Source organism: Streptomyces lycii, assembly GCF_009735685.1.
Taxonomy (GTDB): Bacteria; Actinomycetota; Actinomycetes; order Streptomycetales; family Streptomycetaceae; genus Streptomyces; species Streptomyces lycii.
In genome coordinates, this window is the sequence record NZ_WHPN01000401.1 from 1 (window position 1) to 11,870 (window position 11,870).

Consider the following 11,870-nt stretch of genomic DNA (forward strand, 5'->3'; position numbering starts at 1 on the left):
CCTCGTGCCGTCCTTCGGGGCCTCGCCCTCCAGCAGGTACGTGTTGACCGCCGTGTCGACGCAGTCGCTCCCCCGGCCGTACGCCGTGTGCCCGTCGCCCTCGTACGTCAGCAGCGTCCCCGAGTCCAGCTGCTCCGCCAGGCCGCGGGACCACACGTACGGCGTCGCCGGGTCGCGGGTCGTGCCGACCACCACGATCGGGGCCGCGCCCTTCGCCTCGATGCGGTTCGGCTCGCCCGTGGCCTCCACCGGCCAGTACGCGCAGTTCAGCGCCGCCCACGCCAGGCCCTCGCCGAAGACCGGGGACACCTCGCGGAAGGAGTCGACGTGCTTGCGGACGTCCCCGGGGCCCTTGAAGGACGGCGGGAGGTCCAGGCAGTTCACGGCCGCGTTCGCGAACATCAGGTTCTGGTACTTGCCGTCCTCGTCCCGCTCGTAATAGCGGTCCGCCAGCTCCAGCAGTCCGTGTCCCTCGCCGTCCATCGCCGACTGGATCGCCGTGCGCAGCTGCGGCCACGCGCCCTCGTCGTACATCGCCGCGATCACGCCGGTCGTGGCGAGGGCCTCGCCCAGCTCCCGGCTCTCCCCCGTCGGCACCGGGTCGCTGTCGGTCCTGTCGAGGAAGGCACGCAGCCGCTTGCGCGCGTCCGCCACACCGTCCCGGCCCAGCGGGCAGTCCTCGCGGGCGACGCAGTCCTTCGCGAAGGACTTGAACGCGGTGCCGAAGCCGGCGGTCTGGTCGCGGTTCATGCGGAGCGACGGCAGCGACGGGTCCATGGCGCCGTCCAGCACCAGCCGGCCCACGCGCTGCGGGTGCAGCCCGGCGTAGGTCGCGCCGAGGAAGGTGCCGTACGAGGCGCCGACGTAGTTCAGCTTGTCGTCGCCGAGCACCTGCCGCAGCACGTCCATGTCCCGCGCCGACTCGACGGTCGACACATGGCCCAGCACCTCCCGTGACCGCTGCTCGCAGCCCTCCGCGAACTTCTTGTAGGAGGCCACCAGCGCGTCCGTCTCGGCTCCGTCGTCCGGGGTGATGTCCACCTGGGTGTACGCGTCCATCGCCTTGCCCGACAGGCAGGTCACCGGCTCACTGCGGGCCACGCCGCGCGGGTCGACGGCGACCATGTCGTACCGGGCGCGCACCGGCTCGGGATAGCCGATCGCCGCGTAACTCTGCAGATAGCCGATCGCCGAGCCGCCCGGGCCGCCCGGGTTGACCAGCAGCGAACCGATCCGCTTGCCCGGGCCCGTCGCCTTCTTCCGGGACACGGCCAGCTTCAGGTCCTCGCCCCCACCCGGCTTCTCATAGTCCAGCGGCACCTTCAGGGAGGCGCACTCGAAGCCCGCCACTCCGCAGCCGCGCCACGACAGCTTCTGCTCGTAGTACGGCTCGAGCGCGGCCGGGACCTTCTCCGGCAGCGGCTCCAGTACCCGGGTGGCGGCCGCCTCGGGGCCGCCGCCCGGGGCGTCCGTGGAGGATGCCGAGGCGGTCTGCTGCGGTTCGGATGCCGAGCATCCGGCGGTGGCCAGCAGCCCGGCGAGGGCGAGCAGCGTGCCGGAGGTGCTGAGCTGCCGACGGCTGCGGCGGCTTCGGCGGCTGGTGTGCATGGGGAGAATCCTCGGTTCGGCGCGGGAGACCTGCGACCCGCACGGCAGGCAGGTTCTCGGAGCGTATCCGCGCGACCGCCGCCCCGAGCCCGACCGCGCAGGGCCGTACGGGTGAGGCTGCACGCCACGGCCCGGCCGAGCGGGGTCAGCCCGCGCGGAGCGCCATCGTCATCGCCTCGACCGCCAGCAGCGGCGCCACATTCCGGTCCAGCGCCCGGCGGCAGGCGCTCACCGCCTCGATCCGGCGCAGCGTCCGCTCCGCCGTGGAGGACCGGGCGATCCGCTCCAGGGCGTCCCGCGACTCGGTGTTCGCCAGCGCCACCGAGGAGCCGAACTGGATCGCGAGAACGTCCCGGTAGAAGGCCGTCAAGTCCGTGAGGGCCAGGTCGAGGCTGTCGCGCTGGGTGCGGGTCGCGCGGGTCTTCTGCCGCTTCTCCAAATCCTTCATCACCCCGGCCGTGCCGCGCGGCAGCCTGCCGCCCGGGCCCGCCGACGCGCCGAGGGCCGCGCGCAGCTCCTCGGTCTCCTTGACGTCGACCTCCTCCGCGACCTGCTTCGCGTCCTCCGTCGCCGCGTCCACCAGCTCCTGGGCCGCCTTCAGGCATCCGCCTGTGTCGTCGATCCGGAGCGGCAGCTTCAGCACGGCGGCGCGGCGGGCGCGGGCCCGCTCGTCCGTGGCCAGCCGGCGGGCCCGGCCGATGTGCCCCTGCGTGGCCCGTGCCGCCGCGGCGGCACGCTCCGGCTCGATGCCGTCCCGGCGCACCAGGACGTCGGCGACCGCCTCCACCGGGGGCGTACGGAGAATGAGGTGCCGGCAGCGGGAACGGATCGTCGGCAGCACGTCCTCCACCGACGGGGCGCAGAGCAGCCACACGGTGCGCGGCGCGGGCTCCTCGATCGCCTTCAGCAGGACGTTGCCCGATCCCTCGGTGAGCCGGTCGGCGTCCTCCAGCACGATCACCTGCCACTTGCCGCCCGACGGCGACAGCTGGGCCCGGCGGACCAGCTCACGGGTCTCCTTCACACCGATGGAGAGCAGATCGGTGCGCACCACCTCGACATCGGCGTGGGTGCCGATCAGGGCGGTGTGGCAGCCGTCGCAGAAGCCGCATCCCGGGGCACCGCCCAGGGCCCGGTCGGGGCTCACGCACTGGAGGGCGGCGGCGAAGGCCCGGGCGGCGGTGGAACGGCCGGAGCCCGGCGGTCCGGTGAACAGCCAGGCGTGGGTCATCTTCGAGGTCGCGCGCCGGGCACCGGGAACGCCTGCTGCGCCGGGAGCACCGGCCTTTTCCGGCTGTCCGTCCGGGCCCGCCGCCGGCTCGGCGGCGGTCGCTGCTTCAGCGCGCAGCGCGTGCGCCGCCGTGACGTACGCGTCGGCGTCGCGGGCGGCCGCGGCCAGCTCGGCCGTGATCCGGTCCTGGCCGACGACGTCGTCCCACACCGTCATGGCTGCCGCCCCTTCTCCTGCTCGTCCGTACGCGTGCCGCGGGTCCCATTGTGGTGCACCCGGCTGACAACGGGACGCCGGCCACTCGCGGCCGGGCAAGCGCCCGGCGGTTCACGCCTCCCGGCCACAGGCCGCGCAGCCCCCGCCCGGGTTGTCCTCCCCCGCGACCGCACCGCCACACCGACACACCGCGACACCCCACCGGACGCCGATCCCCGAGACCGGGGCATCCACCGGCCTCCCGGCCGGATCCCCCTCGGCTTCCCGGGCCGTCCCCCGCCACCGGCCGCCGGTCACCCGGGGCGTGTCCCCCTTCGACGCTCCCGGCCGGTACCCGCCGGGGGCCCGGCCGGTGCGGTCCTCCGTACGACCGCCCGCCCCCGTACGGGCCGGGAACGGGCGAGCGCCCGCCCGACGGGGTGTCGGGCGGGCGCTCGTGTCCGAAGTCCGGGTCAGCCGCGGCGGCCCCGGCCCCCGCCGCGTCCCCGGTCGTCCTCGTCCCGGTCGCCCAAGAGTTCGTCGGCCAGCGTCGGCAGGTCGTCCAGCGGGGTCTCCTCCGCCCAGTCCGAGCGGCGGCGGGACCGGCGGGACTTCCCGCGGCCGGGGCTCCCGGACTGCCCGGACTGCTGACCGGACCGCGGACCGGCCTGCGGGTCGACCTGCGGAAGCTCCCTGGTCCGCTCGACGTCGGGCGCGGCCGCCCGCTCCTCTTCCTCTTCCTCCTGGCGGAACAGCCACGGCGGCACCCGGTCCGCCGGGTCCGCCGGACGGCCCGCGGGCTGCCCGGCCTCCCCGGTACCGTGTCCCGCTCCGGCCGCGCCGTCCCGGCCGCGGTTCTCGTCCGCGTCCGGGCGCACCGGCGGCAGCACGGTCGTCTCGTCCGCGGCGCCCGGGACCGCCTGCGGCAGCACCGTCGTCTCGTCCGACGCGCCGCGCGGCTCGTCCGGCCTCGCCTGCGGCAGTACGGCCGTGTCCTCCGCGTCCGGCTGCCGCCCCCGGTCCCCGGCCTCGTCCTGCGGAACCCCGTCCCCTGCAGCCCCGTCCTCCCGCGCCCCGCCGGGCTGTCCGCCCTCGGGCTGCGGCGCCGGGACCTTCTGCGTCGTCTCGGAGTCGGGCGACGGACCGGGCGACGCGGGCTCCCCCGCACCGCCGGACTCCCCCGCACCGCCGGGCTCCCCGGCCAACGGCGTCTCCACCGTCGGGGCCTCGTCCGCCACCGCGGCCTCTCCCCCGGACGCCGAAGCCGCCGCGGCGGCCGTCTCCGCGGCCCGGGCCGCCTCGGACGCCTGCCGTTCCTGCTCGGCGCGGAGCAGGGCCTCCTCCGCCTTGCGCTGCTTCTCCAGCCGGCGTTCCTCGGCCTCCTTGCGGAGCCGGTCCTCTTCTTCCTTCTGCCGCCGCAGCCGCTCCTGCTCCGCGGCCCGCGCACGCTCCTCCGCCTCGCGCCGCGCGCGCTCCTCCTCCGCGCGCCGCTGCGCTTCCTCCGCGCGCCGGCGCGCCTCCTCGGCCTGGCGCCGCGCCTCCTCAGCCCGCGCCTGCTCCAGCTCGTGGCGCTTGCGCTCCTCCTCCTCGGCACGCAGCCGGGCGAGCTGCTCCTGGCGCTCGCGCTCCAGCCGCTCCTCCTCGGCCTTCCGCGCGGCCTCCTCCTCGGCCCGGCGCCTCGCCTCCTCCTCGGCGGCCCGGCGGGCCTCCTCGCGGGCCCGGATCTCGGCCTCGGAGAGCGGCAGCACCTGGTCGAGCCGGTGCCGTACGACGGTGGTGACGGCCTCCGGCTCCTGGCCCGCGTCGACGACGAGGTAACGCGCCGGGTCGGCGGCCGCGAGGGCGAGGAAACCGGAGCGGACCCGCTGGTGGAACTCGGCCGGCTCGGACTCCAGCCGGTCCGGTGCCTCGGTGAAGCGCTCCCGCGCGGTCTCGGGCGTGACGTCGAGCAGCACCGTCAGATGCGGTACGAGACCGTCGGTCGCCCAGCGCGAGATGCGGGCGATCTCCGTCGGCGACAGGTCGCGGCCCGCGCCCTGGTAGGCGACGGACGAGTCGATGTACCGGTCGGTGACGACCACCGCGCCGCGCTCCAGGGCGGGCCGTACGACGCTGTCGACGTGCTCCGCTCGGTCGGCGGCGTACAGCAGCGCCTCCGCCCGGTGCGAGATGCCCGCCGAGGAGACGTCGAGAAGTATCGACCGCAGCCGCTTGCCCATGGCGGTGGCGCCGGGTTCGCGGGTGACGACGACCTCGTGGCCCTTGCTGCGGATCCACTCGGCGAGCGCCTCGACCTGGGTGGACTTGCCCGCCCCGTCACCGCCCTCGAGGGCGAGGAAGAAACCGTTGCCGGCCGGTGCCCGGCGGTCGGGCTCGCCACCGCGCAGCGCCTCCCGCAGATCGTGCCGCAGGGGCACACCGGAGCGGTCGTCGGTCCTGACGAGGACGAGGGCCGCGACGGGCAGCAGCAGCGCGCCGACGAGCATCAGCGTGAACGCCGCGCCGCCGTGCTCGAAGACGAACGATCCGCTTTCGTAGCGGTGCGGCCCGATGCCCGCGGCGAGCAGCGGTGCGGCCAGCGCGCCGAGGGCGACGAACACGCGGACGACGGCGTGCAGATGCTCGGTCGTACGGGCCCGGCGGCGCTCCTCGGCCTCCTGGTCGAGCAGCGTGTGACCGGTGTTCGCGGAGACGCCCGCGGCGACACCCGCGACGGCCGTGAGGAGGAGGACGGTCGCCGGGTCGGGGACGAGCCCGACGGCCAGCAGCGCCAGCCCGGTCACGGCGATGGCCAGCGCGAGCAGCCTGCGCCGGGACAGCGCCGGGAGCACCTTGCGGGCGCCCCGGACGCCGACGACGGTGCCGCCGCTGAGCGCGAGCACGAACAGCGCGAACCCGACCGGCCCGCCCCCGAGGTCCCCCGCGTGCAGCACGGCCACGCCGACCGCTGCGGCGATCGCGCCGGCGACGGCCGCCGAGGACAGCACGAGCAGCGGAATGGCGCCCGTACGGCCCTTGTCCGCGCCCTCGCCCGAGGCGGCGCGCGGACGCCGCAGACCCTCCAGCGGGGAGCGCGCGCGGGGCGTCCGGCCGCCGGGGAGTTCGATGAAGTACAGGATCGACACGGAGGCGGCGAACAGTCCGGCCGCGACGTACGAACCGAGCGCCGCCTGGTGCAGGTGGAACCAGTCGACGGCCGTGGCCAGCAGGTTGTTGAAGAGTGAGATGACGACGAGTCCGGCCGCGGCGAGCGGCAGCGCCACATATCCCGTGCGCAGCGAGAGCCGGCGCAGCGCGTCGAGATGGTCGGGCAGCGGCCGGACCGCGGCGCCCTCGACCGGCGGAGCGGGCAGCAGAGCCGGGGCCGCGCTCTCGCGGCAGACCGTCCAGAAGCGCTCGGCCACGCCCGTCACGAAGACGGTGACGAGGAGATACGCGGTGGCCGTCTCCGGTGTCCAGTCGATCCACAGCGGGGCGACGACGAGCAGGGCGACCCGCAGCCCGTCCGCGCCGATCATGGTCCACCGGCGGTCGAGCGGACCGCCGGTGCGCTCGGCCGTCTTCGACCGGTGGGCGCCCTTCGCGCCGCTCCTGGCGCCCTTCGCGCCGTTCCCGGCGGCCGTGGTGTCCGGCCGGTCCTCGCCGGCCGTGCCGTCGCTCCCGGCCGGTTTCCCGCCGGGCGTCGTCAGGGCCGTGAGCGGGCCGAGGAGGACGGCGCCGAAGAGCAGGGTGGCGACGACCCGGGCCCCGAGGACCGCGGCGACCGCGAACGCCGCGCCGCGGTAACCGTCCCCGAACGTCCCGGCGGACACGGCCGCTTGGAGCGTCAGCAACAGCAGCACCAGCAGGGCGAGTGCGTCTCCGATGCCGCCGACGAGTTGCGCGCTCCACAGCCGCCGGAGCGGCGGAAAGCGCAGCAGTGCTCGTACGGCGCGCTCACGGGAGTCTGCGGCAAGGTGGTCGGAGGTGGGGCTCACGACCGTAGGCTGCTCGGCTCGCGTCATCCGACCAGCCTATCCGGACTGGCCGAATCCCTGTCGGCCAGTCCCGGTAAGGCGTCCGAACTTGTGACCACCCCGTGGCCGTCGCGGCCGGGCGGCCGCCGCGGCCGGGTCAGTCCTCGGAGTCCGCCGACTTCTTCGCGGCGGACGCCTTGGCGGTGGTCTTCTTCGCCGTCGTCGTCTTCTTCGCGGCCGTCTTCTTGGCCGCGGTCTTCTTCGCCGGGGCCTTCTTGGCGGCCGTCTTCTTGGTGGTGGCCTTCTTCGCCGTCTTCTTCGCGGTCTTCTTGGCCGGCCCCTTGGCCCGCTTCTCCGCGAGCAGCTCGTAACCCCGCTCCGGCGTGATCGACTCGACGTCGTCGTCCCGGCGCAGCGTCGCGTTCGTCTCGCCGTCCGTGACGTACGGGCCGAAACGCCCGTCCTTGACCACGACGGGCTTCTCGCTGACCGGGTCGGTGCCCAGCTCCTTCAGCGGCGGCTTGGCCGCGGCGCGCCCGCGCTGCTTCGGCTTGGAGTAGATCTCCAGGGCCTCTTCCAGCGTGAGGGTGAAGAGCTGCTCCTCGCTCTCCAGGGAGCGCGAGTCGGTGCCCTTCTTCAGATACGGGCCGTAGCGGCCGTTCTGCGCCGTGATCTCGGTGCCCGTCTCCGGGTCGGTGCCGACGACGCGGGGCAGGGACAGCAGCTTGACCGCGTCCTCAAGCGTCACCGTGTCCGGCGACATCGTCTTGAACAGCGACGCGGTGCGCGGCTTGACGGCGTTCTTGCCGGTCTTGGGGGTGTCCTCGGGCAGCACCTCGGTGACGTACGGACCGTAGCGGCCGTTCTTCGCGACGATCGGCCGCCCCGTCTCCGGGTGGTTGCCCAGCTCGAAGTCGCCGCTGGGCTTGGCGAGCAGTTCCTCGGCGTACTCGACGGTCAGCTCGTCCGGCGGCAGCTCGTCGGGCACGTCGGCGCGCTGCCCGGGCTCGCCCTCGACGGGCGACGGCTTCTCGACGTACGGGCCGTAGCGGCCGACGCGCAGCACGATGCCGTCGCCCACCGGGAAGGACGACACCTCGCGGGCGTCGATCGCGCCGAGGTCGGTGACGAGTTCCTTCAGGCCGCCGAGGTGGTCGCCGTCGCCGTTGCCCGCGGCGGCGGCCGTGCCGCTGCCGTTGCCCTCGGAGCCGAAGTAGAAGTGCCGCAGCCACGGCACGGACTGGGCCTCGCCCGCCGCGATGCGGTCGAGGTCGTCCTCCATCTTGGCGGTGAAGTCGTAGTCGACGAGCCGGCCGAAGTGCTTCTCCAGCAGGCCGACGACGGCGAAGGAGAGGAAGGACGGCACGAGGGCCGTGCCCTTCTTGAAGACGTAGCCGCGGTCGAGGATGGTGCCGATGATCGACGCGTACGTCGACGGGCGGCCGATCTCGCGCTCCTCCAGCTCCTTGACCAGCGACGCCTCGGTGTAGCGGGCCGGGGGCTTGGTGGAGTGGCCGTCGGCGGTGATCTCGCGGGCGGTCAGCGGGTCGCCCTCGGCCACCTGCGGGAGGCGGCGCTCGCGGTCGTCCAGCTCGGCGTTCGGGTCGTCGGCGCCCTCGACGTAGGCCTTCATGAAGCCGTGGAAGGTGATGATCTTGCCGGAGGCGGAGAACTCGACCTCCTTGAAGGACGCGCTCCGGTTGTCGTTCACCCGGCCGCCGACCTTGACGGTGACCGACTGGCCGACCGCGTCCTTCATCTGCGAGGCGACGGTGCGCTTCCAGATCAGCTCGTAGAGCCGGAACTGGTCACCGGTGAGGCCGGTCTCGGCGGGCGTGCGGAAGCGGTCGCCGGAGGGGCGGATCGCCTCGTGTGCCTCCTGGGCGTTCTTGACCTTGCCGGCGTACATGCGCGGCTTGTCGGGCAGATAGTCGGCGCCGTAGAGCTGGGTCACCTGGGCGCGGGCGGCGGACACGGCCGTGTCGGACAGGGTCGTGGAGTCCGTACGCATATAGGTGATGAAGCCGTTCTCGTACAGCTTCTGCGCGATCTGCATCGTCGCCTTGGCGCCGAAGCCCAGCTTGCGCGACGCCTCCTGCTGGAGGGTGGTCGTACGGAACGGGGCGTACGGCGACCGGCGGTAGGGCTTGGACTCGACCGAGCGGACCGCGAAGGCGGCGTCCTCCAGGGCGGCGGCCAGTTCGCGGGCGGCGGCCTCGTCGAGGTGGAGGACCTGCGAGCCCTCCTTGAGCCGGCCGGTGGAACCGAAGTCGCGGCCCTGGGCGACGCGGCGGCCGTCGACCTGGGTGAGCCGGGCGCCGAAGGTGCCGGGGTCGGAGGCGTCGCCCTCGCGGCCCGTGGCGAAGGTGCCGGTCAGGTCCCAGTACTCGGCGGAGCGGAAGGCGATGCGCTCGCGCTCCCGCTCGACGACGAGCCGGGTGGCGACGGACTGCACACGGCCGGCGGACAGCCGCGGCATGACCTTCTTCCACAGCACCGGCGAGACCTCGTAGCCGTAGAGGCGGTCGAGGATGCGGCGGGTCTCCTGGGCGTCGACGAGCTTCTTGTTCAGCTCGCGCGGATTGGCGACGGCGTCGCGGATCGCGTCCTTGGTGATCTCGTGGAAGACCATCCGGCGGACCGGGACCTTGGGCTTGAGCACCTCCTGGAGATGCCAGGCGATGGCCTCGCCCTCGCGGTCCTCATCGGTGGCGAGGAAGAGTTCGTCGGACTCCGCCAGCAGTCCCTTGAGCTTGCTGACCTGGCTCTTCTTGTCGGCGTTGACGACGTAGAGAGGCTGGAAGTCCTGATCGACGTTGACGCCGAGCCGGGCCCAGGGCTCCCCCTTGTACTTCGCCGGTACCTCGGCGGCGCCGTTGGGCAGATCGCGGATGTGCCCGACGCTCGCCTCGACGACGTAACCCGGGCCGAGATAGCCCTTGATCGTCTTCGCCTTGGCAGGCGACTCGACGATGACGAGTCGGCGGCCGCCCTTTGCGGTCTCGCTGGTCGGGGACAACTTCGCTCTTCTCTCCGGTCGACGTTCGGCTATGATCACTGCCGCTTCGTGAAGGTTCTGCGGTGACGCTGCGGAGTGTGACGGTACCTCCCGGCCCGCTGTCAAACGGAAAAAGCCCGCAACGCCACTCGAACGGTAACCCGACAAGTGGGCGTTCTGCCGCCGGACGACAGGTCCCTGTCAACGTCACACTCCGCCCGGCCGGCCCGGCGGCTCCTCTTCCCTCTCCTCTCTCCACCGCTCCGACCAGGCGACACGGCGACGGCACGGCGGCATCACAGCGGCTCCACGGCGGCTCCACGGCGGCGGCCCGGGCGGCTTCCCGGCGGCCGCCGAGCGACGGTACGGCGGCAGGCCGGCGGGGACACGGCGGCGTTCCGGCGAGCGCGCCGCGGCCGTCCGGCCGTGCACGCAGGCCCCCGCCCCCGGCCCCCGCCGAGAGCCCCGGATGCCCAGGGACCTTGCCACCGCCCGGAGCCGGGCTGGCAGGATGTGAACTCTGCGGCCGCAGCACCACCGCCGGCCGTACGTCCCGCACAGAAACCGCTCACACCCACACGGGGGCCCGCTCATGTCCAACCCGAACCCCTACGGCGCGCCGCAGGACCCGAACGGCGGCTACGGATACCCGCAGCAGGGCGGCCAGCAGCCGTACGGCCAGCAGCCCGGCGGTTACGGCCAGCCCGGCGGCCAGCAGGCCGGTTACGGCCAGCCCGGCGGCCAGCAGCCCTACGGCGGCCAGCCCGGCTACGGCTACCCGCAGCAGCCCGGCGTCGCGCCCGGCCAGTACACCGGCGACCCGAACGCCCCGTACGGCTACGACCCCTACGGCCGTCCGTACTCCGAGAAGTCGAAGATCATCGCGGGTGTGCTCCAGCTGTTCATCGGCACGCTGGGCATCGGCCGTTTCTACACCGGCCACATCGGCATGGCGCTCGGCCAGCTCTTCACCCTCGGCGGCTGCGGCATCTGGGCGCTGATCGACGGCATCATGCTGCTCACCGGCAGCAACGCCACCGACAAGGAGGGTCGTCCGCTGCGTGGCGGCTGAGCGCGACGGGCGGACCGGTGTCCGCGCCATGGCCTCGCACCCGGCCGCCGCACCGCTCGGTGTGCTGGCGGCCGGGGCGGCCGGGGCCGTCCATCTGTGGGGGACGAACCCCCATGAAGCGGGGCAGTTGCTGCCACGCTGCCCGTTCAACTGGGCCACCGGGCTCGACTGCCCGACCTGCGGCGCCACCCGCATGACGTACGACCTGCTGCACGGCGACCTCGTCGCGGCCTTCCACGACAACGCGGCCCTGCTGGTGTTCGGGGTCCCCGCGGGGGCCTGGCTGGCGTACCGCTGGGTGCGCGAGCGGCTGCGCGGAAACCGCTACCGGCCCTCGCCGGGGCGGACCACGACGGCGGTCGTGCTGGCGGGCGTCGCGCTGTGGGGCGTCGGGCGCAACCTGGCGGGCTGAAAAGCCCCTTCCCCAGCGGCCGGACACCTCGTCCGCATTTGATCCGCATTGCCATTACCGATCGGTCACGAAGCATCCACCGGCGCAACCGTTCGAAACTCCGCCGAGTCGGTTTGATCGTCGCGATACGTCCCCAGGTGACGCGCGCAGCACATTGAACCGCTCAAGAGGAGCCAGTAACCATGTCCTACCCCGCTCAGCCTCCCGCCGGAGGCGCTCAGTACGGTGTCGCCCCCAACGGGCAGCCGTACTCCGAGAAGTCCAAGATCGTCGCCGGTGTGCTCCAGCTGTTCATCGGCACGCTGGGCATCGGCCGTTTCTACACCGGCCACACGGGCATGGCGCTCGGCCAGCTCTTCACCCTCGGCGGCTGCGGCATCTGGGCGCTGATCGACGGC

At 73.7% G+C, this 11,870-nt stretch carries 7 protein-coding genes; 3 read left to right on the plus strand and 4 right to left on the minus strand.

All coding sequences use genetic code 11. The features are described 5' to 3' along the window. From GCU69_RS27665 to topA, 4 genes are all read right to left on the minus strand, one after another. Positions 1–1,608: alpha/beta hydrolase (locus GCU69_RS27665; RefSeq protein ID WP_156207495.1), on the minus strand; the 1,608-nt coding region annotated here is incomplete at its 3' end. A 145-nt stretch (positions 1,609–1,753) separates the two neighbouring features. Continuing rightward, positions 1,754–3,055 carry a DNA polymerase III subunit delta' gene (locus tag GCU69_RS27670; RefSeq protein ID WP_156207496.1) on the minus strand — a complete coding sequence of 434 codons (1,302 nt, stop codon included), beginning with the start codon at positions 3,053–3,055 and terminating at the stop codon, positions 1,754–1,756. A gap of 452 nt (positions 3,056–3,507) precedes the next feature. Further along, positions 3,508–7,038 (minus strand): dTMP kinase, encoded by a 3,531-nt coding sequence (gene tmk / locus GCU69_RS27675; RefSeq protein ID WP_156207497.1) that lies wholly within the window; start codon positions 7,036–7,038, stop codon positions 3,508–3,510. 109 nt (positions 7,039–7,147) lie between these two features. Next, positions 7,148–10,009 carry a type I DNA topoisomerase gene (gene topA / locus GCU69_RS27680; RefSeq protein WP_098752631.1) on the minus strand — a complete coding sequence of 954 codons (2,862 nt, stop codon included), beginning with the start codon at positions 10,007–10,009 and terminating at the stop codon, positions 7,148–7,150. Positions 10,010–10,580: 571 nt separating this feature from the next. Here topA and GCU69_RS27685 point away from each other — a divergent pair. The 3 genes from GCU69_RS27685 to GCU69_RS27695 all read left to right on the plus strand — a co-directional run. Beyond that, complete coding sequence (locus tag GCU69_RS27685; protein ID WP_156207498.1) at positions 10,581–11,060, plus strand: TM2 domain-containing protein; 480 nt, start codon at positions 10,581–10,583, stop codon at positions 11,058–11,060. A 28-nt stretch (positions 11,061–11,088) separates the two neighbouring features. Further along, positions 11,089–11,472, plus strand: a complete 384-nt coding sequence (locus GCU69_RS27690) for a DUF2752 domain-containing protein (RefSeq protein ID WP_156207500.1) — start codon at positions 11,089–11,091, stop codon at positions 11,470–11,472. A gap of 182 nt (positions 11,473–11,654) precedes the next feature. Continuing rightward, positions 11,655–11,870, plus strand: a 216-nt coding sequence (locus GCU69_RS27695) for a TM2 domain-containing protein (RefSeq protein ID WP_156207499.1), incomplete at its 3' end; no start/stop codon positions are given.

Coding starts and splice junctions, on each gene's coding strand:
- GCU69_RS27690 (WP_156207500.1), top strand. CDS start 11,089: ATGGCCTCGCACCCGGCCGCCGCACCGCTCGGTGTGCTGGCGGCCGGG.
- tmk (WP_156207497.1), bottom strand. CDS start 7,038: ATGACGCGAGCCGAGCAGCCTACGGTCGTGAGCCCCACCTCCGACCAC.
- GCU69_RS27670 (WP_156207496.1), bottom strand. CDS start 3,055: ATGACGGTGTGGGACGACGTCGTCGGCCAGGACCGGATCACGGCCGAG.
- GCU69_RS27685 (WP_156207498.1), top strand. CDS start 10,581: ATGTCCAACCCGAACCCCTACGGCGCGCCGCAGGACCCGAACGGCGGC.